At 39.3% G+C, this 24,697-nt stretch carries 22 protein-coding genes and 1 riboswitch; of the genes, 17 read left to right on the top strand and 5 right to left on the bottom strand.

Annotated elements, in window-relative coordinates:
- Positions 1-1,350, bottom strand: coding sequence for a Trk system potassium transporter TrkA (gene trkA, locus K1I61_RS04740; protein WP_223333620.1), 1,350 nt, complete (start codon positions 1,348-1,350; stop codon positions 1-3).
- A 424-nt stretch (positions 1,351-1,774) separates the two neighbouring features.
- On the opposite strand from trkA, the gene K1I61_RS04735 reads away from it, so the two are divergent.
- The 13 genes from K1I61_RS04735 (at position 1,775) to K1I61_RS04675 (ending at position 12,495) form a co-directional block, all read left to right on the top strand.
- Complete coding sequence (locus tag K1I61_RS04735; protein WP_223333618.1) at positions 1,775-2,278, top strand: tRNA (cytidine(34)-2'-O)-methyltransferase; 504 nt, start codon at positions 1,775-1,777, stop codon at positions 2,276-2,278.
- A gap of 53 nt (positions 2,279-2,331) precedes the next feature.
- Positions 2,332-2,550: riboswitch (FMN riboswitch) on the top strand.
- Between the two features lie 148 nt (positions 2,551-2,698).
- Complete coding sequence (locus K1I61_RS04730; protein WP_223333616.1) at positions 2,699-3,262, top strand: ECF transporter S component; 564 nt, start codon at positions 2,699-2,701, stop codon at positions 3,260-3,262.
- Entirely contained in the window at positions 3,252-3,902 is a 651-nt protein-coding gene (locus tag K1I61_RS04725; protein ID WP_223333614.1) for a phosphatase PAP2 family protein, read from the top strand. Before K1I61_RS04730 ends, K1I61_RS04725 begins: the two co-directional genes overlap by 11 nt.
- A 27-nt stretch (positions 3,903-3,929) precedes the next feature.
- The gene (locus K1I61_RS04720) at positions 3,930-4,349 is read left to right on the top strand and encodes a ParB N-terminal domain-containing protein (RefSeq protein WP_223333612.1); all 420 of its coding nucleotides are present in this window, start codon (positions 3,930-3,932) and stop codon (positions 4,347-4,349) included.
- Positions 4,324-4,809, top strand: a complete 486-nt coding sequence (locus K1I61_RS04715) for a GNAT family N-acetyltransferase (RefSeq protein ID WP_036756954.1) — start codon at positions 4,324-4,326, stop codon at positions 4,807-4,809. Before K1I61_RS04720 ends, K1I61_RS04715 begins: the two co-directional genes overlap by 26 nt.
- A gap of 231 nt (positions 4,810-5,040) precedes the next feature.
- Positions 5,041-5,466, top strand: coding sequence for a 50S ribosomal protein L11 (gene rplK / locus K1I61_RS04710; protein ID WP_001085808.1), 426 nt, complete (start codon positions 5,041-5,043; stop codon positions 5,464-5,466).
- A 96-nt stretch (positions 5,467-5,562) separates the two neighbouring features.
- Positions 5,563-6,252 (top strand): 50S ribosomal protein L1, encoded by a 690-nt coding sequence (rplA, locus tag K1I61_RS04705; RefSeq protein WP_001085672.1) that lies wholly within the window; start codon positions 5,563-5,565, stop codon positions 6,250-6,252.
- Positions 6,253-6,457: 205 nt separating this feature from the next.
- Positions 6,458-8,158 (top strand): acetolactate synthase large subunit, encoded by a 1,701-nt coding sequence (locus K1I61_RS04700; RefSeq protein WP_006152123.1) that lies wholly within the window; start codon positions 6,458-6,460, stop codon positions 8,156-8,158.
- Entirely contained in the window at positions 8,151-8,627 is a 477-nt protein-coding gene (gene ilvN / locus K1I61_RS04695; protein WP_223333610.1) for an acetolactate synthase small subunit, read from the top strand. Before K1I61_RS04700 ends, ilvN begins: the two co-directional genes overlap by 8 nt.
- Before the next feature lie 214 nt (positions 8,628-8,841).
- The gene (gene ilvC, locus K1I61_RS04690) at positions 8,842-9,864 is read left to right on the top strand and encodes a ketol-acid reductoisomerase (RefSeq protein WP_223333608.1); all 1,023 of its coding nucleotides are present in this window, start codon (positions 8,842-8,844) and stop codon (positions 9,862-9,864) included.
- Between the two features lie 80 nt (positions 9,865-9,944).
- The gene (ilvA, locus tag K1I61_RS04685; protein WP_004251960.1) at positions 9,945-11,195 is read left to right on the top strand and encodes a threonine ammonia-lyase IlvA; all 1,251 of its coding nucleotides are present in this window, start codon (positions 9,945-9,947) and stop codon (positions 11,193-11,195) included.
- Between the two features lie 82 nt (positions 11,196-11,277).
- Positions 11,278-12,174 (top strand): SPFH domain-containing protein, encoded by an 897-nt coding sequence (locus tag K1I61_RS04680; protein ID WP_004251962.1) that lies wholly within the window; start codon positions 11,278-11,280, stop codon positions 12,172-12,174.
- A 105-nt stretch (positions 12,175-12,279) separates the two neighbouring features.
- On the top strand, positions 12,280-12,495 hold the full coding sequence (locus tag K1I61_RS04675) for a capsule biosynthesis transcriptional regulator (RefSeq protein ID WP_004251963.1): 216 nt from the start codon (positions 12,280-12,282) through the stop codon (positions 12,493-12,495).
- A gap of 84 nt (positions 12,496-12,579) precedes the next feature.
- Here the strand turns inward: K1I61_RS04675 and K1I61_RS04670 are convergent, their stop codons facing one another.
- Both K1I61_RS04670 and K1I61_RS04665 read right to left on the bottom strand, forming a co-directional pair.
- Entirely contained in the window at positions 12,580-13,320 is a 741-nt protein-coding gene (locus K1I61_RS04670; RefSeq protein ID WP_004251965.1) for an amino acid ABC transporter ATP-binding protein, read from the bottom strand.
- Entirely contained in the window at positions 13,320-14,885 is a 1,566-nt protein-coding gene (locus tag K1I61_RS04665; RefSeq protein ID WP_223333606.1) for an ABC transporter substrate-binding protein/permease, read from the bottom strand. The genes K1I61_RS04670 and K1I61_RS04665 overlap by 1 nt, the downstream gene beginning before the upstream one ends.
- A gap of 130 nt (positions 14,886-15,015) precedes the next feature.
- Between K1I61_RS04665 and K1I61_RS04660 the strand changes: the two genes are divergently transcribed.
- On the top strand, positions 15,016-16,908 hold the full coding sequence (locus tag K1I61_RS04660) for a DUF2207 domain-containing protein (protein ID WP_223333603.1): 1,893 nt from the start codon (positions 15,016-15,018) through the stop codon (positions 16,906-16,908).
- A 61-nt stretch (positions 16,909-16,969) separates the two neighbouring features.
- Positions 16,970-17,815 (top strand): undecaprenyl-diphosphate phosphatase, encoded by an 846-nt coding sequence (locus tag K1I61_RS04655; protein ID WP_223333601.1) that lies wholly within the window; start codon positions 16,970-16,972, stop codon positions 17,813-17,815.
- A gap of 35 nt (positions 17,816-17,850) precedes the next feature.
- Here the strand turns inward: K1I61_RS04655 and dinB are convergent, their stop codons facing one another.
- Positions 17,851-18,912 carry a DNA polymerase IV gene (gene dinB / locus K1I61_RS04650; RefSeq protein WP_223333599.1) on the bottom strand — a complete coding sequence of 354 codons (1,062 nt, stop codon included), beginning with the start codon at positions 18,910-18,912 and terminating at the stop codon, positions 17,851-17,853.
- 238 nt (positions 18,913-19,150) lie between these two features.
- Here dinB and pflB point away from each other — a divergent pair, with 238 nt between their 5' ends.
- Together pflB and K1I61_RS04640 are read left to right on the top strand one after the other, a co-directional pair.
- The gene (pflB, locus tag K1I61_RS04645; RefSeq protein ID WP_004251975.1) at positions 19,151-21,466 is read left to right on the top strand and encodes a formate C-acetyltransferase; all 2,316 of its coding nucleotides are present in this window, start codon (positions 19,151-19,153) and stop codon (positions 21,464-21,466) included.
- 405 nt (positions 21,467-21,871) lie between these two features.
- Positions 21,872-23,974, top strand: coding sequence for an AAA family ATPase (locus K1I61_RS04640; protein ID WP_223333597.1), 2,103 nt, complete (start codon positions 21,872-21,874; stop codon positions 23,972-23,974).
- A gap of 59 nt (positions 23,975-24,033) precedes the next feature.
- Here the strand turns inward: K1I61_RS04640 and K1I61_RS04635 are convergent, their stop codons facing one another.
- Entirely contained in the window at positions 24,034-24,516 is a 483-nt protein-coding gene (locus K1I61_RS04635) for an S-ribosylhomocysteine lyase (RefSeq protein ID WP_004251981.1), read from the bottom strand.
- Positions 24,517-24,697: the final 181 nt, after the last annotated feature.

Here is a 24,697-nt window from a genome sequence, read left to right as displayed (position 1 = left end):
TTACCTCTCTAACAAATCATAAATCTTGGTGATATTTGAAAGCAAAGTGATAACCACTAGCTTATCACCGACCTGGAGGGTATCTTCTCCTGTTGGGAAGATCGTTTTCCCATTGCGGATAATAGCAGCAATCAAGACATCCTTTTTGAGCTTCAATTGAGTTAAAGGCTTGCCAGTCATTTTATTGGCTTCCTTGATTAGGAATTGAAGAGTTTCTACCTGTCCATTTGCTAGATGGTGCATAGCTTGAAGGTCAGAATATTGCGCATTTACACGACCATGGATAAAGTGCATGATGGTATCAACAGCGATTGTTTTAGGGGTGATGATACTTGAGAAATCCGTCGCGTGGATAATTTCCAAGAGACTAGTACGGTTAACTTTGGTAATGTTTTTTTGAACGCCAATACTATCCAAGAACATAGATGTAATGATGTTTTCCTCGTCGACTCCAGTCAGAGTGGCAACAGCATCGTAGTTCTGAGCACTTTCTTCTAAGAGCGTGTCTTTAGTTGTTCCATCCCCTTGAACGATATAGAGTTTAGGGAATTTTTCACTAAAGAAGACAGCTCTTTCTTGGTTGACCTCGATTACTTTTGTGTCAATTCGACTGTCTTTTAAAATACCTAGTAGGTAGTAAGCAATCTTACCAGCCCCAATGATGAGCAAGCTCTTGACGACTCTGGATTTGAGATAGTTGTGGAATAGCATCATATCGACACGATGTCCTGTTACAAAGATGCGGTCTTTATCTTGTAAAATAACATCGCCACTAGGAATCATCAGTTTATGATCGCGTTCAATAGCACAGATGATAACGTTACCGAACTTTTTACGAAAATCAGCAATGGACATCTGACAAATATTGCTATCTTCTCGAACGACGAATTCCATCAGGCTAACCAAGCCACCCACGAAACGTTCAACGGATAGAGCGTTCGGGAAGTCAATGATATTTGCAATGGCACGAGCAGCTAGGAGTTCAGGGTTTACAATGAGTGAAAATCCGAGAATGTTTTTTTCTTTAAAGTAAGGATTAGAATATTCAGGATTTCGAACACGAACAATGGTTTCCTTTGCTCCCATTTTTTTGGCTAAAACAGCCGAAACCATATTGACCTCGTCATATTGAGTCATAGCAATGAAAATATCACAATCTTGAACATTGGCTGCTTCTAACATAGCAAAGTCAGCTCCGTTACCTGCGATTCCCATAATATCAAAACGGCTGGTCAAGTATTTTAGAACAGTTTCGTTCTGTTCAATTAAGACAACATCATGGTTGTCAGCAACCAGTGAACGACAGAGGGCAGAACCTACTTTTCCCCCTCCGACAAGAATAATCTTCATAGTTAGTTAACCTACTTTTTCAATATGTCTCTATCATACCTTTTTTTAGAAAAAAATGCACTTAACAACCGACTGCTTCCTTCTTTAATAAAGGGATTAGGGGAATTCGAACAAATATTTTGCTTTAAACATCATATGTTTATGAAAATACTTGTTCCGAAAATTCTTAATCTATGTAAATTCTATGATATTGCTTGCTAAAAGTTAAAATTTTAACTTTTGTAAATATGCTTGTAAAAAAAATGAAAAAATCAAGTCATTTCTATTGACAATCAGGCTGAAAGTGTTATACTAAAAAAGTAGTTTCGCTGATTTACTTCAAACCTGTTGTGAGGTAAGTTAACGACGCCTTAACCACGCTGTTTGCTGAGCTTGACTCCGGGCAGTGTGGCTATTTTTTTGCACTAGTGAGAGGAAGCAAGGCATGGCCAATCATATTGTATTGTTTGAACCACAAATTCCACAAAATACGGGGAATATTGCACGAACCTGTGCGGCGACGAATGCGCCTCTTCATATTATCAAACCGATGGGCTTTCCGATTGATGATCGTAAAATGAAGCGAGCCGGGCTAGACTATTGGGACAAACTTGAGATCTATTTTTATGATAGTTTAGATGAATTTATGAAAAAAATGGATGGTCAACTCTACTTGATTTCCAAGTTTGCAGAAAAGGTCTATTCAGATGCTGAATTCACGATAGAAGGAAACCATTATTTTCTTTTTGGACGTGAAGATAAAGGTTTGCCTGAGGAATTTATGCGGGAACATCCTGAAAAAGCTCTCAGAATTCCTATGAATGATGAACATGTCCGTAGTCTCAATGTATCCAATACGGTATGTATGATTGTCTATGAGGCCCTTCGTCAACAAAATTTTGCGGGTCTCGAACTGGTTCATACTTACGAAACGGATAAGTTGAAATAAACACTGATAAGAGATAAAATGCTTGCGCTTGCAAGCTTTTTTTGTTATCATTAGAGGGTCTTCAGGGCAGGGTGTGATTCCCGACCGGCGGTAAATTTGACTAGCTATTTTAGCTTTCTCTTCGTTGTCTTGTCTCGATATACTTTAAGTATTATCTTCGACTGCGACGTCTAGATAAATCTAAAATATCTTAGCCAAATAAGTCCGCGAGCGCAAGCTGATGTGGTGAGATTCCACAACCGACAGTATAGTCTGGATGGGAGAAGACGAAAGGATGGCTTTGTCTATTCTGCTTCATTATAATAGAAATAAAACCAGTTTCTTTGTAAGCTTAGGTTGTTTTTTGAGATAGTTAAGAGAGTAGATAGAGAGAAACTTTCCAACTTCTTCTGATTTTATAGAAAATTGGAGGAACCTGTTATGACAAACACACGTCGACTTTCGACCATTGCAATTTTATCAGCACTTTCATTTGTGTTGATGTACTTTGACTTTCCGCTTCTACCGGTGGCACCCTTTTTAAGGATTGAGTTCAGTATCTTACCAGTTCTTGTAGGTTTGGTAGTCTTGGATTTACCAGCGGCTTTAGGAGTACTATTCCTTCGGTCTTTGTTGAAAATCCTTTTGAACAATCAAGGAGTTAGTACCTACATTGGTTTGCCGATGAATATCGTAGCCTTAGGAGTCTTTGTTCTTGCTTTTGGTCTGATTTGGAAAAAAGAGCGTACAACCATGCGTTTTGTCCTAGCTTCATTAGCAGGGACGATTGGTCTTACTTTAGCCATGTTAGTTCTAAACTACGTTTATGCTGTACCTTTGTACGCAAAATTTGCTAACTTTGATATAGAGAATATCCTAGGACTTAGTAATTACTTGTTGGCAATGGTCTTACCATTTAATTTGATTGAAGGAGTCATCTTTGCCATCTCATTCTGGTTATTAATTGTCCTCTTGAAACCAACTTTGAAATACTATGAAAGATAAACAAACATATTTAACAAAGGGCTCTTTTGCCCTTTTACTATTTGTAATTCTGGGTTATGTCGTTAAGTTTTATCCAGAACAATTGATACCATTTGATTCGTCTATCCAGACAGCAATTCGTGGAGATTTACCAGCTATATTGACAACTATATTTCGTGGGATTACTCGTCTGATTGACTTACCAATCGTTATTTCTTGGGCAATTCTATTGACTGTTATTTTTTATCTGAAAAAGTGGAAGTCAGAAAGCCTTTTAGTAGCTGGCAATCTTAGTTTGGCTGGAATTTTAATTGTGTCCTTAAAACACCTCTATCAACGTCCGCGACCTGAAATTTTACACTTGGTTGAAGAAGAGGGCTTTTCTTTCCCTAGTGGTCACTCGCTAGCAGTAACCCTCTTAATCGGTTCTCTAATTATCATTGTGGGACAGAGAGTGAAATATAGGACAGTAAAGCTCATTCTCCAGATTTTACTGGGAATCTATCTAGTAAGTGTAATCATTTCCAGAGTCTATCTGGGAGTTCATTACCCATCAGATGTTCTTGCCAGTCTCTGTCTGGGTCTTGGAATTCTATTCATTGAATTTCCATTTTATGACAAACTTCGCTTTCAATGGCGCTTTACAGGCAAACAAAAGTAGGGTTCAACCCTTCTTGAGGAGATAAAAATGGAAGTCAAGATAAAAGATCTTCATCCGACTCAACTATACTTATCAGAAAAGAAGTTGCAAGATATCCAGATGCTTTATCAGTCGGTAGAGAGGCAAAATATAAATCCAATCAGTGTTCTTGCATTTGGAGATCGCTTGCTAGTTACAGACGGGCATCACAGAGCTTATCAGGCATTGTTGCTAGGTCAGGATACGATTTCTGCTGAGTGGGATAAAGATGGTGGTGATGAACTATATCATCTCTATGCGCAAGTTTGCGAGGAAAGAAAGATATACTCTGTTCTGGATTTAAAAAATCATATCTTACCCCAAGATGAGTATGAAGCAAAATGGTATAACTGGTGTGATGGTTTTAATCAGGCTGCGAAGCAGTTGTTAGGAGTAAAAAAAGATGCCAAAGATTATTCAGATAGATGATTCCCTACGTCTAGTTCCCTATTTTTTAGCAGATCATCGTGATGCAGCTTTATCCTGGTATCAAGATGTGGATTTGGTGGAACTGGTAGATGGCATTAGAATTCCCTATAGTTTGGAAAAATTAAATGCCATGTATTCCTACTTAGAGGAACACGGGGATTTATTCTGGATTGAGTTTCGAGAAAAGGGAGAGTGGCTTCCAATTGGTGATGTAGCCTTATCTCAGGAGAATCTTCCTATTGTGATTGGCAATCCAGCTTATCAGCATCAAGGTATTGGACGCAAGGTTTTAAGAGCTTTAATTGATCTAGCCCAGCAAAAGGGGTGGAAACAGTTGAAAGTTCAGGAAATCTACACTTTTAATCGGATTTCTAGAAGATGTTTTGAGTCCCTTGGATTTGTGGAAAGTGGAAGTACTGAAAAAGGGACAAGCCTGCTCTTAAAACTGGATTCCTACTAAACTTTATTATTTCTTATAATCGCTCAAAACAGAGCGGTTTTTTGTTTGTAGTTCAGAACTCTTTCACGAAAGAAATAATAGCCAAATTCAGTAATAAAATTTCTCTAAAAATAGGATTTTTCTCTTGCATTTGAGATAGATTAGTGTATAATAGTAGGGTATGTGTAAAACATACTTGTGGGAGGTAAAAATCTCTAAATTACCGCCAAAACCACAAAGGAGGATTTAAAAATGGCTAAAAAAGTCGAAAAACTTGTAAAATTGCAAATCCCTGCTGGTAAAGCTACACCAGCTCCACCGGTTGGACCTGCTCTTGGTCAAGCTGGTATCAACATCATGGGATTCACAAAAGAGTTCAACGCTCGTACAGCTGATCAAGCTGGTATGATCATTCCAGTTGTTATCTCAGTATACGAAGATAAATCATTTACTTTCGTTACTAAAACACCACCAGCTGCTGTTCTTTTGAAAAAAGCTGCAGGTGTTGAAAAAGGATCAGGTACACCTAACAAAACTAAAGTTGCTACAGTTACTCGTGCACAAGTACAAGAAATTGCAGAAACTAAGATGCCAGATTTGAACGCTGCAAACATTGAGTCTGCAATGCGTATGATCGAAGGTACTGCTCGTTCTATGGGATTCACTGTTGTTGACTAATCAATAACTTCCCTATATAACCCGCAAGACTTCATCATTTCGAGAAGTGACGTGGGAGATGAAAATCGATTGAACCACTTACAAGGAGAATAGAAAATGGCTAAAAAAAGCAAACAACTTCGTGCTGCTCTTGAGAAAATCGACAGCACAAAAGCATACAGCGTAGAAGAAGCTGTAGCTCTTGCAAAAGAAACTAACTTTGCAAAATTTGACGCAACTGTAGAAGTTGCATACAACTTGAACATCGACGTGAAAAAAGCTGACCAACAAATCCGTGGAGCAATGGTATTGCCAAACGGTACTGGTAAAACAGCTCGCGTTCTTGTATTTGCACGTGGTGCAAAAGCTGAAGAAGCTAAAGCTGCTGGTGCAGACTTCGTTGGTGAAGACGACCTTGTTGCTAAAATCAACGACGGTTGGTTGGACTTCGACGTAGTTATCGCTACACCTGACATGATGGCTCTTGTTGGACGTCTTGGACGTGTCCTTGGACCACGTAACTTGATGCCAAACCCTAAAACTGGTACTGTAACAATGGATGTTGCTAAAGCAGTTGAAGAGTCTAAAGGTGGTAAAATTACTTACCGTGCTGACCGTGCAGGTATCGTACAAGCTATCATCGGTAAAGTTTCATTTGAAGCTGACAAGTTAGTTGAAAACTTCAAAGCATTCAACGAAACAATCCAAAAAGCTAAACCAGCTACAGCAAAAGGAACTTACGTAACAAGCTTGACAATCACAACTACTCAAGGTGTTGGTATCAAGGTTGACGTTAACTCACTTTAATTAGTAAATAATCAAAAGGTTGGGACATTTTGTCTCAACCTTTTTTCTATTCAAAAAATATAAATACGTATAAACTTTCTAATCTATTTGATAGTGTAAAGTATCTAGATAGAAAATTCAGAAAATTGTTTCTTTTGTCTTGAAAATTTTTGAAAAAATGGTATTATAGAAACAAGTCATTTTATTGAGAAGAGAAAGGGGAACGATGGAGAAAATCATTTTAGACTCACCAAAGTCAGGTTCGGAACTCGTTTTGGAAACGCTCCGTGACCTAGGAATCGATACGATTTTTGGTTATCCAGGCGGGGCGGTATTGCCTTTATATGATGCTATTTATAATTTTAAAGGCATTCGCCATATTCTAGGTCGGCATGAACAAGGTTGTCTTCATGAAGCAGAAGGTTATGCTAAGTCAACAGGGAAACTTGGTGTCGCAGTCGTCACAAGTGGACCAGGAGCTACGAATGCTATTACTGGTATTGCAGATGCCATGAGTGACAGTGTTCCCCTTTTGGTCTTCACAGGTCAGGTGGCAAGAGCGGGAATCGGTAAAGATGCTTTTCAAGAAGCAGATATTGTCGGTATTACCATGCCGATTACCAAGTACAACTATCAGGTTCGTGAGACAGCAGATATTCCACGTGTGATTACAGAGGCTGTGCACATTGCGACTACCGGTCGTCCAGGACCAGTTGTTATTGACTTGCCAAAAGATGTTTCAGCTCTTGAAACGGACTTCGTCTATTCTTCAGAGATAGATTTACCAAGTTATCAACCAACTTTAGAGCCAAATGAGATGCAAATCAAGAAGATCTTGAAGCAACTCTCTAAGGCTAAGAAGCCAGTTTTGTTAGCTGGTGGTGGAATTAGCTATGCAGAGGCTGCAGCGGAGTTAAATGAATTTGCAGAGCGATATCAAATTCCTGTTGTTACCAGTCTTTTGGGACAGGGAACAATTGCAACTAGCCATCCACTGTTTTTGGGAATGGGTGGGATGCATGGTTCCTTTGCAGCCAATATCGCAATGACTGAAGCTGATTTTATGATTTCGATTGGGTGTCGTTTTGACGACCGTTTGACTGGTAATCCTAAGACATTTGCGAAGAATGCCAAAGTAGCGCATATTGATATCGATCCAGCAGAGATTGGTAAGATTATCGCTGTTGATATCCCAGTTGTCGGAGATGCTAAAAAGGCCTTGCAGCAGTTACTAGCGGAGCCAATCGTTCGTAACAATACTGAAAAATGGATTGAAAAAGTTACCAAAGATAAGAATCGTGTTCGTTCTTATGATAAAAAGGAACGTGTCGTACAACCACAAGCAGTTATTGAACGTATAGGCGAATTGACTAAGGGTGATGCCATTGTCGTAACTGACGTCGGACAACACCAAATGTGGACGGCTCAATACTACCCTTATCAAAACGAGCGTCAACTCGTAACTTCAGGTGGACTAGGAACCATGGGATTTGGAGTTCCTGCAGCCATTGGGGCAAAAATTGCTAATCCAGATAAGGAGGTCGTGCTCTTTGTCGGTGATGGTGGTTTCCAAATGACCAATCAGGAATTAGCAATCTTGAACATCTACAAGATTCCAATCAAGGTCATCATGCTTAATAACCATTCACTTGGGATGGTTCGTCAATGGCAAGAAGCCTTCTACGATGGTCGAACATCAGAGTCAGTCTTTGATAGCCTTCCTGATTTCCAATTGATGGCTCAAGCCTATGGAATTAAGAATTATAAATTTGATAATCCTGAAACCTTAGAGAAGGATTTGGAAGTCATCTTGGAAGATGTACCAATGTTTATCGAGGTAGATATTTCTCGTAAAGAGCATGTTTTACCGATGGTACCAGCTGGTAAGAGTAATCATGAGATGTTGGGGGTGAAGTTTAATGCGTAGAATGTTAACAGCCAAACTTCAAAACCGGTCAGGAGTTCTCAATCGCTTTACCGGTGTCTTGTCTAGACGCCAAGTCAATATTGAGAGTATCTCGGTAGGTGCAACAGAAAATCCTAATGTGTCTAGAATTACCATTATCATTGATGTTGCATCGAATGATGAGGTTGAGCAAATCATCAAACAACTCAACCGTCAGGTCGACGTTATTCGTGTCCGTGATATCACAGATAAACCGCACTTGGAGCGCGAAGTGATTCTGATCAAGGTCTCAGCGCCTGCAGAGAAGCGAGCAGAAATTTTAGCTATTATCCAGCCTTTCCGTGCAACTGTTGTTGATGTGGCTCCGAGCTCCATTACTGTTCAGATGACTGGGAATGCGGAAAAGAGTGAAGCTTTGATTCGGGTTATTCGACCATACGGTATCAAGAATATCGCTCGGACGGGTGCAACTGGATTTACCCGCGATTAATACTCTTCGAAAATCTCTTCAAATCACGTCAGCTTTGCTTTGCCGTAGGTATATGTTACTGACTTCGTCAGTCTTATTTACAACCTCAAAGCAGTGCTTTGAGCAACCTGCGCCTAGCTTCCTAATTTGCTCTTTGATTTTCATTGAGTAAAAAATAACTTAAATTTGTTAATCTAGCCTATCAGGCAATAAATATAGAAAAGAGAGAAAAACTATGGCAGTTCAAATGGAATACGAAAAAGATGTAAAAGTAGCAGCACTTGATGGTAAAAAAATCGCTGTTATCGGTTATGGTTCACAAGGTCATGCTCACGCTCAAAACTTGCGTGATTCAGGTCACGATGTGATCATCGGTGTTCGTCCAGGTAAATCTTTTGATAAGGCAAAAGAAGATGGTTTTGATACTTATACAGTAGCAGAAGCAACTAAATTGGCTGATGTTATCATGATTTTGGCACCAGACGAAATCCAAGCTGACCTTTACGCAGAAGAAGTAGCTCCAAACTTGGAAGCTGGGAATGCAGTTGGATTTGCGCATGGCTTCAATATCCACTTCGAATTCATCAAAGTTCCTGCAGATGTAGATGTCTTCATGTGTGCTCCTAAAGGGCCAGGTCACTTGGTACGTCGTACTTTCGAAGAAGGATTTGGTGTTCCAGCACTTTATGCAGTTTACCAAGACGCGACTGGAAATGCTAAAGATATCGCCATGGACTGGGCTAAAGGTGTTGGTTCAGCACGCGTTGGTCTTCTTGAAACAAGTTTTAAAGAAGAAACAGAAGAAGATTTGTTCGGTGAACAAGCAGTTCTTTGTGGTGGGTTAACTGCCTTGATGGAAGCAGGATTTGAAGTCTTGACTGAAGCTGGTTATGCACCAGAATTGGCTTACTTTGAAGTCCTTCACGAAATGAAATTGATCGTTGACTTGATCTACGAAGGTGGATTCAAGAAAATGCGTCAATCAATTTCAAACACTGCTGAATACGGTGACTATGTTTCTGGTCCACGTGTCATCACTGACCAAGTGAAAGAAAACATGAAAGCCGTTCTTGCGGACATCCAAAATGGTACATTTGCCAACGACTTTGTGAACGACTACAAAGCTGGACGTCCAAAATTGACTGCTTACCGTGAACAAGCAGCTAACCTTGAAATTGAAAAGGTTGGTGCAGAGTTGCGTAAAGCAATGCCATTTGTTGGTAAAAACGACGATGACGCATTCAAAATCTACAACTAATTTTTGAGAATAAAAATAGAAGGCGAGTTGGGGGGTACCTAACCCGCTTTTTATCTTGAAAAAGAATCAAGGAGAAGATTATGCTTAGTGCAAAAGATGTGGTGAAGGCCCACAAGGTTCTGAGTGGTGTCGTAGCCAATACACCACTTGACTACGATCATTATTTATCAGAAAAATACGGAGCTAAAATTTATCTCAAAAAAGAAAATGCTCAACGAGTCCGCTCTTTTAAAATTCGTGGAGCTTATTATGCCATCTCACAATTGACTAAGGAAGAACGTGAACGTGGAGTAGTGTGTGCATCAGCGGGAAATCACGCTCAAGGTGTTGCCTACACTTGTAACGAGATGAAGATTCCTGCAACAATCTTTATGCCAATTACAACGCCTCAACAGAAAATTGGTCAGGTTCGTTTCTTTGGTGGAGATTTTGTAACTATCAAATTGGTAGGAGATACCTTTGATGCCTCGGCCAAGGCAGCTCAAGACTATACAGTTGCTGAAAATCGTACGTTTATTGATCCTTTTGATGATCCCTATGTTCAAGCTGGTCAGGGAACAGTAGCTTATGAAATTTTAGAAGAAGCGCGAAAAGAATCCATTGATTTTGATACTGTCTTGGTGCCTGTAGGAGGTGGAGGACTCATTGCAGGAGTTTCTACTTATATAAAGGAAACGAATCCGGCTATTGAAGTTCTGGGTGTAGAAGCTAACGGAGCTCGTTCCATGAAGGCAGCATTTGAGGCTGGAGGTCCGGTTAAACTTAAAGAAATTGATAAGTTTGCAGACGGGATTGCTGTGCAGAAGGTTGGACAATTGACCTATGAAGCAACCCGTAAAAATGTTGAAACGCTTATCGGAGTTGATGAAGGTTTAATCTCTGAGACCTTGATAGATCTATACTCTAAACAGGGGATTGTTGCTGAGCCTGCCGGTGCTGCTAGTGTGGCGGCCTTGGAAGTACTGTCAGATTATATAAAGGGTAAGACTATTTGTTGTATCATCTCTGGAGGAAATAACGATATCAACCGTATGCCAGAGATGGAAGAGCGTGCCTTGATTTATGATGGGATCAAGCATTACTTTGTGGTAAACTTCCCACAACGTCCAGGTGCTCTTCGTGAGTTTGTAAATGATATTTTAGGACCGAATGACGACATCACACGTTTTGAGTATATTAAACGTGCCAGCAAGGGAACAGGACCAGTCTTAATCGGTATTGCTCTTGCTAACAAGCATGATTATGCGGGCTTGATTCACCGAATGGAGAAATTTGATCCGTCTTATATTAACTTGAATGGGAATGAAACTCTATATAATATGCTTGTTTAATATCCTATAAAATTTTTATCATATCATTTGCCTAACCTATATACGAGTGCTATAATGTAAGTGAAGAAAGGGGGAGATTCCCATGGTTTTACAAGTTTTACTTGTTCTAGTGATTCTAATGCTTATTGTAGGAGCTATGTTAGTGAGCTCTGTTTATGTCGTTCGTCAACAGTCTGTTGCAATTATCGAACGATTTGGTAAGTATCAAAAGTTAAGTAATAGTGGTATTCATCTACGGGCACCATTTGGCATTGACAAAATTGCAGCTCGTGTGCAGCTACGCCTTTTACAAAGTGAGATCGTGGTTGAAACCAAAACCCAAGATAACGTTTTTGTGACTATGAATGTCGCAACTCAGTATCGTGTCAATGAGTTAAACGTTACAGACGCTTACTATAAATTGATGAGACCTGAAGCTCAAATCAAATCTTATATTGAAGATGCATTGCGCTCATCTGTTCCTAAGTTAACTTTGGATGAATTGTTTGAGAAAAAAGATGAAATTGCATTAGAAGTTCAAAAGCAAGTAGCGGAAGAAATGTCAACGTATGGGTATATTATCGTTAAGACGCTCATTACCAAAGTTGAGCCGGATGCAGAAGTCAAACAATCAATGAACGAAATTAATGCTGCCCAACGTAAGAGAGTGGCAGCTCAAGAATTGGCTGAAGCAGATAAAATTAAGATCGTTACAGCGGCAGAAGCTGAGGCAGAAAAAGATCGCCTCCATGGTGTGGGGATCGCAGAGCAGCGGAAAGCAATTGTTGATGGACTTGCTGATTCTATTAAAGAGTTAAAAGGAGCCAATGTCGAATTAACTGAAGAACAAATTATGTCAATCCTATTAACCAATCAGTATTTGGATACATTGAATAATTTTGCAGATAAACAAGGAAATAATACAATATTCTTGCCAGCAAATCCTAATGGAGTTGAAGATATTCGAACCCATATATTATCAGCTTTGAAAGCTAAATAATTATAATCTTAACGCAATAACTTTATTAATATATGTGTTTCAATTGACAAATGCTATAAAAACATATAGAATGAAGTTGCGTAAAGAAAAAAATAGGAGAATAACATGGCTAAGTCTAACTTTGAAAAAGTAGAAGCAGTTGTTAGCTGGGTTCGTGATAAGAAGATCACAGGGTATCGTATTTCTAAGGAAACGAATGCGCGTGAGATGTCTATCATTGCTTTGGCTCAAGGACGTGCAAAAGTTAAAAACATTTCCTTTGAAACAGCCCTCGGCTTAATTGATTTCTACAATAAAAATCATGAAAAATTTGAAGATTAGTCTTTGGATATAGGCAGGTTCGAAAAGAATCTGCCTTTTCATTTTTTGGAATATAAAAAAAGACTGCAATGGCAGTCTTTTCTCTTATCGAAGATAGCGTTGTAAAAATTCTCTTGTACGTTCTTCTTTGGGATTAGTAAATAGATCTTCTGGTTTGCCTTCTTCTGCAATGACACCCTTATCCATAAAGATGACACGGTGTGATACATCGCGAGCAAATTCCATTTCGTGGGTTACGACGATCATGGTCAAGCCTTCTTGAGCTAAATCTTGCATGATTTTGAGAACTTCACCGACCATTTCAGGGTCAAGGGCTGATGTAGGCTCATCAAAGAGAATGGCATCAGGATTCATGGAAAGTGCACGAGCAATAGCAACACGCTGCTTTTGCCCACCAGAAAGTTGTTTAGGTTTGGCTTGCCAGTAACGTTCTCCCATGCCGACTTTTTCAAGGTTTTCTTTAGCAACTTTCTCTGCTTCTGAGCGATCACGTTTGAGTACAGTTGTTTGGGCAACGATTGTATTTTCAAGCACGTTTAGATTTTCAAAAAGGTTGAAGGACTGGAAGACCATTCCTAGTTTTTCTCGATAGTGAGTGAGGTTATATCCTTTTTCGAGGACATTTTCACCGTGATAAAGGATTTTACCTTCAGTTGGTGTTTCAAGTAAGTTTATTGAACGTAGGAAGGTTGATTTACCACTACCGGAACTACCGATGATAGAAATCACTTCTCCTTTATGAATAGTGAGTGAGATGTCTTTTAGGACCTCGTTTTGTCCATAGGATTTTTTGAGGTGTTTGATTTCAAGAATGGGTTGATTCATTATTTCAAATCCTCCGTTTGCATTTGGTTAGCACCTGTTGTGTAGGTATCCATATCCATACGTTTTTCAATGTAACGGAGAATACGCGTTACTGTAAAGGTAAGGACAAAGTAGATAACTGCGATGATGGTAAAGGTTTGGAAGTATTGGTAGGTTTGTGTTGCTACTGTATTTCCTGAGAAGTAAAGTTCTACAACAGAGATAACGTTCAATACAGAAGTATCCTTGATGTTGATGACGAACTCATTACCAGTTGCTGGTAGAATATTTCGAACAACTTGAGGCAAAACAATCTTACGCATGGTTTGATTATGAGTCATACCAAGTGCAGTTGCCGCTTCGAATTGTCCCTTATCAACAGCCAGAATACCGCCACGGACGATTTCTGTCATGTAGGCACCCGTATTGATAGAAACGATAAAGATAGCAGCCAGTGTTCGGTCTAGGTTGATTCCAAAGGCTTGTGCAGTACCATAGTAGATAACCATGGCTTGTACAATCATAGGAGTACCACGGAAAATTTCAATATAGACGTTGAGAATCCAGCCAAGTAGATTTTGGATAACGTAGATAAATTGATTTTCAGATTGAGGTGCAGTACGGAAGACACCGATAGCAAGACCAATGATGAGACCGACGATAGTACCGATAATGGAAATGAGAAGAGTAATACCTGCACCACGCAAGAGTTGTTGCCAGTTCTCAGATAGAATTTTAGTAACTTGGCCAAAGAAATTACTGTTGCTTTCTTCAGTTGTTGTAGATTCGGCAGGTTGCTCTTTGATCATACGATCCATGAGCGCAACTTGTTCTTCTTTAGAAATGGTTTCAATGCTAGCGTTGATTTGACTGATACGTTCGTCGTCTTTACGGAGCCCGATAGCAATAGATGTATCTTCTTCTCCAGTTTTAAAACCAGGTTCTGGCTGAATCATTTTGAACTTAGCGTTTGCTGATTCGGCAGTTAAGGCTTCTGGACGTTCAGAAACATAGGCGTCAATAACACCAGCTTCAAGGGCTTGACGCATCTGTGCGAAATCACCCATGGCAGTTTCTTTCTGAGCACCTGAGATTTGTGAAATCAAATTATAAAGGTAAACACCTTGCTGAGAAGTGATTTTTGCTCCGCTAAAGTCGTCTAGTGATTTAGCATTAGCATAGGCAGAATCCTTCTTGACCAAAAGTACTGGTTCGCTAGTGTAGTAGCTGCTTGAGAAGGCAATTTCTTGTTTGCGTTCGGCAGTTGGGCTCATACCTGCAATGATCATATCGATTTTACCAGAGGTAAGGGCTGGAACGAGTCCTTCCCATTTAGTTTTTACAACCAAAGGTTCTTTACCAAGGTCCTTAGCAATCTTTTTAGCGATTTGGACATCATACCCGTTGGCATATTGATTGGTTCCATCGATTTTGACAGCACCATTACTGTCGTCATCCTGAGTCCAGTTAAAAGGTGCGTAAGCTGCCTCCATTCCGATGCGTAAATATTCATCGGCTTGGACCTGGCTAACTAGTCCTAGAGTAAGGGCTAGGCTAGCAAGGATAGATAAGCATAATTTTTTCATGTTTTCTCCTAATTCTAGTCTAAAAATGGCTTCCTCTATTGTATCTAAAAATGGTGAGATTTTCAATACAAGTAAACCTTAAGTTCTAAAAAATGATATAATAGTGAAAAAACATGAAAGGGAATGTAAGATGAAAAAGAGATGGCTTCTTGCTCTGGTATTTACCTGTTTGCTATTTGTGCCTCGTCTAGTTTTTGCAGTAGATTTCGATATTCTTTCCTATAAAGGAGATTTGAATATTCATGCAGATAATACAGCAGTTTTCAAAGAAACAATCACCTACCACTTTAAAGATGATTTTAATGGTCAATTGATTGGACTCGGAAAAGCAGGGAAAATGCCGAAGGGATTTGAAATTGATCCTGATCCAAAGGTTGAGGCATCTAAAAACGGTCATAAAATTGAAAATCTTACTAGCGAAGTGACAGAAGAAACGAATGGTTATACTGTTAAAGTCTATAATCCAGGTCGGGAAGGGGACAGGGTCGAAGTGGAACTTACCTGGCAATTGAAAAACCTTCTTTTCTTGTATAATGATATCGCTGAATTAAATTGGCAACCCTTAACAGACAGTTCAGAATCTATTGAAAAGTTTGAGTTTCATGTAAGCGGAGAGAAGGGGGCTGAAAAACTCTTTTTCCACACAGGTCAACTTTATAGAGAGGGAAGTATTGAACAGAGTGGTCCTGACTATACTATTCGCTTAGATAATCTTCCGTCTAAGCGCGGAGTTGAGTTGCATGCCTACTGGCCTCGAACTGATTTTGCTAGCGCTATGGATCAGGGCTTAAAAGGGAATCGTTTAGAAGAGTTTAATAAGATAGAAGACTCGATTGGTAGAGAAAAAGAGCAGAGTAAACAACTCGTTACTTGGGTGTTTCCTTCAATACTTTCCATCTCCTTGTTATTGAGTATCTGCTTCTATTTTATTTATAGAAGAAAAACCACTCCTTCAGTCAAATATGCCAAAAATCATCGTCTCTATGAACCGCCGATGGAATTAGAGCCTATGGTTTTATCTGAAGCTGTTTATTCTACTTCCATAGAGGAAGTAAGCCCTCTAATCAAAGGAGCAGGCAAATTTACCTTCAACCAGCTTATTCAAGCTACCTTGTTAGATGTGATTGACCGTGGGAATGTTTCTATTATTTCAGAAGGAGATGTAGTTACTTTAAGGTTGGTAAAAGAAGATGGCTTGGCAAGCTTTGAGAGGACCTGTCTAAATCTGGCCTTTTCAGGTAAAAAAGAAGTTGCTGTTTCTGATTTATTTGCGGATTATAAGGTCTCTGAGAGTCTTTACCGTGGAGCAAAAGCTGCTGATGAAAGACGGATTCAAACAAAAGGTCGTAAGCTCAAATATTCTTTTGAAAGAGCATTGAAAGAGATGCAAGAAGGGGTCAAGGACCGAGTCGCTTTCTTGGGGCTACCAGATTATTATCGCCCCTTGACTAGCGGGGAAAAGGTCTTGCAAGTGAGCATGGGTGTTTCTACTATTTTCCCACTAATCATCGGATTTGGTTTGTTCTTGTACAGTTTGGACGTTCATGGCTATCTTTACCTGCCCTTGCCAATACTTGGCTTAATAGGTTTAGTTTTGGCTGCTTTCTATTATTGGAAGATTCGACTAGATAATCGTGATGGTGTCCTAAATGAAGCAGGAGCAGAGGTCTATTATCTTTGGACGAGTTTTGAAAATATGTTACGTGAGATTGCACGACTGGATCAGGCTGAATTGGAAAGTATTGTTGTTTGGAATCGTCTATTAGTGTATGCAACTTTGTTTGGATATGCTGACAAGGTTAGCCATTTGATGAAGGTTCACCAGATCCAAGTTGAAAATCCAGATATCAATCTCTATGTAGCCTATGGCTGGCATAGCATGTTTTATTATTCAACAGCGCAAATGAACCATTATGCCAGTGTCGCAAATACGGCAAGTACTTACTCAGTATCTTCTAGTAATGGAAGTTCTGGAGGCGGATTCTCTGGAGGCGGTGGAGGCGGTAGTATAGGCGCCTTTTAAAGAAAATTAAACACAGCTTATAAAAGTATGATATAATGGAGGACAGAAAAAGGAGTTATCTATGTATCTTATTGAAATTTTAAAATCTATCTTTTTTGGTATTGTTGAAGGAATTACGGAATGGTTGCCGATTTCAAGTACTGGTCACTTGATCCTAGCAGAAGAGTTTATCCAGTATAAAGATCAAAATGAAGCCTTTATGTCTATGTTTAACGTAGTCATTCAACTTGGTGCCATCTTTGCAGTAGTGGTTATCTACTTTAATAAACTTAATCCTTTCAAACCAGGTAAAGAAAAAGCCGAAGTTCGTAGAACTTGGCAGTTATGGTCCAAAGTTTTTGTGGCGACTCTTCCTCTTCTCTTAGTCTTTAAGTTTGATGATTGGTTTGATACCTATTTCCATAACAAGGTTTCAGTAGCCATTATGTTGATTGTTTATGGGGTTGCCTTTATCTATCTTGAAAAACGTAACAAAGCGCAAGCGATTGAGCCAACAGTTACTGAGTTAGATAAATTACCTTACAAAACAGCATTGTATATCGGTCTTTTCCAAGTTTTGTCCCTTTTACCAGGAACTAGTCGTTCTGGTGCCACAATCATTGGTGGTTTGTTAAACGGTACTAGTCGTTCAGTGGTGACAGAATTTACCTTCTATCTAGGAATTCCAGTTATGTTTGGAGCCAGCGCTTTGAAGATTTTTAAATTTATCAAAGCGGGAGAAGTCTTGAGTTTTGGTCAATTCTTCTTGCTCTTGGTAGCCATGGTAGTGGCTTTTGCAGTCAGCATGGTTGCCATTCGTTTCTTGACCAGCTATGTCAAAAAACACGACTTTACAGTGTTTGGTAAATACCGTATTGTCCTTGGTAGTGTGTTACTACTTTATAGCTTCATTCGACTATTTGTATAAGAAAAAAACCTTGAGGGTAGATTCCTTCAAGGTTTTTAAAATCCTGTCACAGTGACTCCTAACAAACGGACTCCCTTGTCTTTATCACTCAGTGTTTCATAGAGTTGGATAATGCTTTGAGCAATTTCTTCAGAGTCTTGTGTTTGTTGATTCAGTGTTTTTCGTTTTGTCAAAGTAGAAAAGTCAGCATAGCGGATTTTCAAAATGACGATCTTACCACTTTTCTCATATTTTTGAAGACTAAGAGCAACTTTTTCCGAAAGAAGAGTTAGCTCTTTTTTAATATCTTCATCTAGACTTAGAATCTTACTGTAAGTTTTTTCTTTACCAATAGATTTACGGATACGATTTGATTTGACGGGAGAGTTATCTATACCACGAGCCTTACGATATAGATCAAAGCCGAGTCTTCCGAAACGATCAATGAGAGTGATTTCAGAAATCTCTAAAAGGTCAGTACCCGTATATACAGCCATTTGATGGAGTTTTTCAACTGTTTTCTTGCCCACACCGTGGAATTTAGCGATATCCATTTGTTTGAGAAAATCTTCAGCTTCATCAGGAAGAATGACTGTCAAACCACGAGGCTTTTGATAGTCACTTGCCATTTTAGCTAAAAATTTATTGTATGATACACCAGCAGAAGCTGTTAATTGTAATTCATTCCAGATATCCTGCTGAATTAAACGAGCAATTTTAACAGCAGATTTGATACCAAGCTTGTTTTCAGTTACATCTAGATAAGCTTCGTCGATACTCATGGGTTCAATTTTATCCGTATATCGTTTAAAAATAGCTCGAATCTGTTGGCCAACAGTAGTATATTTTTCATAGTTCCCAGAAATAAAAATAGCTTGAGGACAGCGTTCATAAGCCTCTTTGGAACTCATGGCTGAGTGAATGCCGAATGCTCTGGCTTCATAACTACAGGTTGAAACAACTCCCCGACCACCTGTTTTCCTAGGGTCGCTACCAATAATAACAGGTTTCCCTTTAAGTTTAGGATTGTCACGAATTTCTACAGCAGCAAAAAAGGCATCCATGTCAATGTGGATAATTTTACGGGATAAATCATTCATCAGTGGAAATATCAGCATGAAATGGCCTTTCTTTGGTAGTTTATCTAGCCTTATTATACCTTTTTTCTGAAAAAATAGGAAATAGCTAAATCTTTTTCAAAAATATACTACAGTTTGTACTAAAATAACAACTGTATTATAAAAGAAAGTACCTAAAAAGTGTGATTTCACTTGTTGAAATCGTTTACTGTGTGTTATACTGAATATATGAATGTAACAGATTACTGTTACTAGAAAGATAAAAGAGGACATTAACATGGTTGTTAAGACAGTTGTTGAAGCACAGGACATTTTTGACAAAGCCTGGGAAGGCTTTAAAGGTGTTGACTGGAAAGAAAAAGCAAGTGTATCACGCTTTGTACAAGCTAACTACACACCTTATGATGGAGATGAAAGCTTCCTTGCAGGACCAACAGAGCGTTCACTTCACATCAAAAAAATCGTAGAAGAAACTAAAGCACACTACGAAGAAACTCGTTTCCCAATGGACACTCGTCCAACGTCTATCGCTGACATCCCTGCAGGATTCATCGACAAAGAAAACGAAGTTATCTTTGGTATCCAAAATGACGAACTCTTCAAATTGAACTTCATGCCAAAAGGTGGTATCCGTATGGCTGAAACTACTTTGAAAGAAAATGGATACGAGCCAGACCCAGCTGTTCACGAAATTTTCACAAAATATGTAACAACTGTTAACGACGGTATCTTCCGTGCTTACACTTCAAACATCCGTCGTGCTCGCCACGCTCACACTGTAACTGGTCTTCCAGATGCATACTCACGTGGACGTATCATCGGTGTTTATGCGCGTCTTGCTCTTTACGGTGCAGACTACTTGATGCAAGAAAAAGTAAACGATTGGAACTCAATCGAAGAAATCGATGAAGAAACAATCCGTCTTCGTGAAGAAATCAACCTTCAATATCAAGCATTGCAACAAGTTGTACGCTTGGGTGATCTTTACGGAGTTGACGTTCGCAAACCAGCGATGAACGTTAAAGAAGCTATCCAATGGGTAAACATTGCCTTCATGGCTGTCTGCCGTGTTATCAACGGTGCAGCTACATCTCTAGGACGTGTGCCAATCGTATTGGATATCTACGCAGAACGTGACCTTGCTCGTGGTACATTTACTGAATCAGAAATCCAAGAATTTATTGATGATTTCGTTATGAAACTTCGTACAGTTAAATTTGCTCGTACAAAAGCTTATGACCAATTGTACTCAGGTGACCCAACCTTCATCACAACTTCTATGGCTGGTATGGGTAACGACGGTCGTCACCGTGTTACTAAGATGGACTACCGTTTCTTGAACACTCTTGACAACATCGGTAACTCTCCAGAACCAAACTTGACAGTTCTTTGGACTGACAAATTGCCATACAACTTCCGTCGCTACTGTATGCACATGAGCCACAAACACTCTTCAATCCAATACGAAGGTGTTACAACAATGGCTAAAGATGGATACGGTGAAATGAGCTGTATCTCATGTTGTGTGTCTCCACTTGACCCAGAAAACGAAGAACAACGTCACAACATCCAGTACTTCGGTGCTCGCGTTAACGTTCTTAAAGCTCTTCTTACTGGTTTGAACGGTGGTTACGACGATGTTCATAAAGACTATAAAGTATTTGACATCGAACCAATCCGTGACGAAGTTCTTGAATTCGAATCAGTTAAAGCAAACTTTGAAAAATCTCTTGACTGGTTGACTGACACTTACGTAGATGCTTTGAACATCATCCACTACATGACTGATAAGTACAACTACGAAGCTGTTCAAATGGCCTTCTTGCCAACTAAACAACGTGCTAACATGGGATTCGGTATCTGTGGATTTGCTAACACTGTTGATACATTGTCAGCTATCAAGTACGCTACAGTTAAACCAATCCGTGACGAAAATGGCTACATCTACGATTACGAAACAATCGGTGAATACCCACGTTGGGGTGAAGATGACCCACGTTCAAACGAATTGGCAGAATGGTTGATCGAAGCTTACACAACTCGTCTACGTAGCCACAAACTATACAAAGACGCAGAAGCTACAGTATCACTTTTGACAATCACATCTAACGTTGCTTACTCTAAACAAACTGGTAACTCGCCAGTCCACAAAGGTGTATACCTCAACGAAGATGGTTCTGTGAACTTGTCTAAACTTGAATTCTTCTCACCAGGTGCTAACCCATCTAACAAAGCTAAAGGTGGATGGTTGCAAAACTTGAACTCACTTGCTAGCCTTGACTTTGGTTATGCAGCTGATGGTATCTCATTGACAACTCAAGTTTCACCACGTGCTCTTGGTAAAACTCGTGACGAACAAGTTGATAACTTGGTAACAATCCTTGATGGTTACTTCGAAAACGGTGGACAACACGTTAACTTGAACGTTATGGACTTGAACGATGTTTACGAAAAGATCATGTCAGGTGAAGACGTAATCGTACGTATCTCTGGATACTGTGTAAACACTAAATACCTCACTCCAGAACAAAAAACTGAATTAACACAACGTGTCTTCCACGAAGTTCTTTCAATGGATGATGCATTGAGCTAAGATTTATAAATAGTAAATCAAAAACCAGTCACTCTGACTGGTTTTTTTGTTATAAAAATTTTTTAAAAAAAATTAGTCAAATTTAGTCAAAACTCTTGACTAAAACTGACCAAAGTGATATACTAAGAACATAAGGATAAGGAAAGTCCTTAGAAAACCTTGATTTTAAGGTGATTGCATATACTATCTTAAGATCAAAGTATGGGTAAAACCTAGAAAAGAGGTACAACCTATGGTTAACATTAGTATTTTTAGAAGTCCAATCGAAAAACCTGTATTGGATAAAGAAAAACCTGAAATTATACGTAGAGTAGCAAATAGCTAGTCTAAATTTTTTAAAACAAAGGTCAGATAAAGTCAAATTATTTTGACTAAGTAAATTTGAAAACAAACGAGGTATGAAATATGAATAACAACTTTAATAACTTTAACAACATGGATGATTTATTTAACCAATTGATGGGTGGTATGCGTGGATACAGTTCAGAAAACCGTCGTTACTTGATTAACGGCCGTGAAGTAACGCCTGAAGAATTCGCTATTTACCGTCAAACTGGTCAACTTCCAAGCGAAGGAAGTGAACAAGCTCAGTACGTTCAAGGTAAAGGTATGAAACAAGATGGGATTCTTGCAAAACTTGGACGTAACTTAACAGCAGAAGCACGTGAAAGTAAGTTAGATCCGGTTATTGGACGTAATAAAGAAATCCAAGAAACTTCTGAAATTCTTTCTCGTCGCACAAAGAATAATCCAGTTCTCGTCGGTGATGCTGGTGTTGGTAAAACTGCAGTAGTAGAAGGATTGGCCCAAGCTATCGTGAACGGTGATGTTCCTGCAGCTATCAAGAACAAAGAGATCATTTCTATTGATATTTCTGGACTTGAAGCTGGTACTCAATACCGTGGTAGCTTTGAAGAAAACATTCAAAACTTGGTAAACGAAGTCAAAGAAGCTGGAAATATTATTCTTTTCTTCGACGAAATTCACCAAATCCTTGGTGCTGGTAGCACAGGTGACGGTCAAGGGTCTAAAGGTCTTGCTGATATCTTGAAACCAGCTCTTTCACGTGGAGAATTGACAGTGATTGGCGCAACTACTCAAGATGAATACCGTAATACTATCTTGAAAAATGCAGCCCTTGCTCGTCGTTTCAACGAAGTGAAGGTTAATGCTCCATCTGCTGAAGATACTTTCAAGATTCTTCAAGGTATTCGAGATCTTTATCAACAACACCACAATGTTATTTTGCCAGATGAAGTTTTGAAAGCGGCTGTTGATTACTCTGTTCAATATATTCCACAACGTAGCTTGCCTGATAAGGCTATTGACCTTGTGGATGTGACAGCAGCTCACTTGGCAGCACAACACCCAGTGACAGACGTACATGCAGTTGAGCACGAAATTCAAGCGGAAAAAACTAAACAAGAAGAAGCTGCGGCTAAAGAAGATTACGAAGCAGCTCTAAATGCAAAAGTCCGTATCGAAGAGCTTGAAAAGCAAATTGCTAATCATACAGAAGATCACAAGGTTACAGCAACAGTTAATGATGTAGCTGAATCTGTCGAACGTATGACTGGAATCCCAGTATCACAAATGGGTGCAACCGATATCGAACGCTTGAAAGATATGGGTCACCGTTTGCAAACGAAAGTTATTGGTCAAGACAAGGCTGTTGAAGCAGTAGCAAAAGCTATCCGTCGTAACCGTGCTGGTTTTGATGAAGGTAACCGTCCAATCGGTAGCTTCCTCTTTGTAGGTCCTACTGGTGTTGGTAAGACTGAGTTGGCCAAACAATTGGCTCTTGATATGTTCGGAACGAAAGATGCCATCATCCGTTTGGACATGTCAGAATATAGCGACCGTACAGCCGTATCTAAATTGATTGGTACAACTGCAGGTTATGTTGGTTACGATGACAACAACAATACCTTGACAGAACGCGTTCGTCGCAATCCATACTCAATCGTACTTTTGGATGAGATTGAAAAGGCTGACCCTCAAGTCATCACCCTTCTCCTCCAAGTTTTGGACGATGGTCGTTTGACAGATGGTCAAGGTAACACTGTCAACTTCAAGAATACGGTGATTATCGCAACTTCAAACGCAGGCTTTGGTTACGAATCTAACTTGACAGAAGATGCTGATAAACCAGAACTTATGGATCGTTTGAAACCATACTTCCGTCCAGAATTCCTTAACCGTTTCAATGCTGTCATCGAATTCTCACACTTGAGCAAAGAAGATCTTTCTAAGATTGTAGACCTTATGTTGATTGAAGTTAACAAGACGCTTTCTAAGAAAGATATTGACTTGGCAGTGAGCGAAGCTGCTAAAGAATACATGGCTGAAGAAGGCTACGATGAAGTCATGGGTGTTCGTCCACTCCGTCGTGTGGTTGAACAACAAATCCGTGACAAAGTCACAGACTTCCACTTGGATAACCTTGATGCTAAACACCTAGAAGCTGACATGGAAGATGGTGTTTTGGTCATTCGTGAAAAAGCCTAAATCAAGATTTAGAAAATAAAAAAAGGAACCAGTTCAAAAGCTGGTTTCTTTTTTTATTATTAGATGACATGACGTTCAAAGGCATCGTCTGAGATTCCTTGTTGGAGAATCAATTTTGCCCATTCCTTAGCAGAAAAGAGGCTGTGATCCTTGTAGTTTCCGCAAGATTCAATAGTTGTTCCTGGGACATCTTCCCAAGTTGTTGTCTCAGCGATTTCTTTCAATGAATCCTTAATGACAGCTGCGATTTCAGCGCTAGAATGACGTCCCCACATAATCATATGGAACCCTGTACGACAACCAAATGGTGAACAATCGATCATACCGTCGATGCGAGTACGGATTAGCTTAGCCAAGAGGTGCTCAATAGTATGAAGTCCAGCAGTAGGGATAGAGTCCTCATTTGGTTGAACCAAGCGGATATCAAAGTTAGAAATGATATCTCCTTTCGGTCCAGTCTCTTCTCCAATCAAGCGGACATAAGGAGCTTTTACAATCGTATGATCTAGTTCAAAACTTTCAACAATAACTTCTTTTGACATGGTATTTCCTTTCAACTTTCTTCTTTCATTATATCATAAAGATATAGTTGATAAATGTCAATGATTGAAATTTTCCTAAAAAGATTTTCATATTAGAAATAGAGGAAGAAAATATTTTCAAATCAATTTGAAAAATTCTGAAAATTGTATTGACACATGGCTGAAAAGGGACTATAATGTA

The organism is Streptococcus infantis (genome assembly GCF_019929665.1).
GTDB lineage: Bacteria > Bacillota > Bacilli > Lactobacillales > Streptococcaceae > Streptococcus > Streptococcus infantis_H.
Note: the sequence above shows the minus strand (reverse complement) of the source record. Positions and strands in the feature narration are given on the sequence as shown.

Coding starts and splice junctions, on each gene's coding strand:
- K1I61_RS04665 (WP_223333606.1), bottom strand. CDS start 14,885: ATGAAAAAATTATGCTTATCTATCCTTGCTAGCCTAGCCCTTACTCTA.
- K1I61_RS04640 (WP_223333597.1), top strand. CDS start 21,872: ATGAATAACAACTTTAATAACTTTAACAACATGGATGATTTATTTAAC.
- K1I61_RS04720 (WP_223333612.1), top strand. CDS start 3,930: ATGGAAGTCAAGATAAAAGATCTTCATCCGACTCAACTATACTTATCA.
- K1I61_RS04680 (WP_004251962.1), top strand. CDS start 11,278: ATGGTTTTACAAGTTTTACTTGTTCTAGTGATTCTAATGCTTATTGTA.
- ilvC (WP_223333608.1), top strand. CDS start 8,842: ATGGCAGTTCAAATGGAATACGAAAAAGATGTAAAAGTAGCAGCACTT.
- ilvN (WP_223333610.1), top strand. CDS start 8,151: ATGCGTAGAATGTTAACAGCCAAACTTCAAAACCGGTCAGGAGTTCTC.
- pflB (WP_004251975.1), top strand. CDS start 19,151: ATGGTTGTTAAGACAGTTGTTGAAGCACAGGACATTTTTGACAAAGCC.
- K1I61_RS04730 (WP_223333616.1), top strand. CDS start 2,699: ATGACAAACACACGTCGACTTTCGACCATTGCAATTTTATCAGCACTT.
- K1I61_RS04655 (WP_223333601.1), top strand. CDS start 16,970: ATGTATCTTATTGAAATTTTAAAATCTATCTTTTTTGGTATTGTTGAA.
- K1I61_RS04670 (WP_004251965.1), bottom strand. CDS start 13,320: ATGAATCAACCCATTCTTGAAATCAAACACCTCAAAAAATCCTATGGA.
- K1I61_RS04700 (WP_006152123.1), top strand. CDS start 6,458: ATGGAGAAAATCATTTTAGACTCACCAAAGTCAGGTTCGGAACTCGTT.
- K1I61_RS04715 (WP_036756954.1), top strand. CDS start 4,324: ATGCCAAAGATTATTCAGATAGATGATTCCCTACGTCTAGTTCCCTAT.
- K1I61_RS04725 (WP_223333614.1), top strand. CDS start 3,252: ATGAAAGATAAACAAACATATTTAACAAAGGGCTCTTTTGCCCTTTTA.
- trkA (WP_223333620.1), bottom strand. CDS start 1,350: ATGAAGATTATTCTTGTCGGAGGGGGAAAAGTAGGTTCTGCCCTCTGT.
- K1I61_RS04735 (WP_223333618.1), top strand. CDS start 1,775: ATGGCCAATCATATTGTATTGTTTGAACCACAAATTCCACAAAATACG.
- K1I61_RS04660 (WP_223333603.1), top strand. CDS start 15,016: ATGAAAAAGAGATGGCTTCTTGCTCTGGTATTTACCTGTTTGCTATTT.
- rplA (WP_001085672.1), top strand. CDS start 5,563: ATGGCTAAAAAAAGCAAACAACTTCGTGCTGCTCTTGAGAAAATCGAC.
- rplK (WP_001085808.1), top strand. CDS start 5,041: ATGGCTAAAAAAGTCGAAAAACTTGTAAAATTGCAAATCCCTGCTGGT.
- ilvA (WP_004251960.1), top strand. CDS start 9,945: ATGCTTAGTGCAAAAGATGTGGTGAAGGCCCACAAGGTTCTGAGTGGT.
- dinB (WP_223333599.1), bottom strand. CDS start 18,912: ATGCTGATATTTCCACTGATGAATGATTTATCCCGTAAAATTATCCAC.
- K1I61_RS04635 (WP_004251981.1), bottom strand. CDS start 24,516: ATGTCAAAAGAAGTTATTGTTGAAAGTTTTGAACTAGATCATACGATT.
- K1I61_RS04675 (WP_004251963.1), top strand. CDS start 12,280: ATGGCTAAGTCTAACTTTGAAAAAGTAGAAGCAGTTGTTAGCTGGGTT.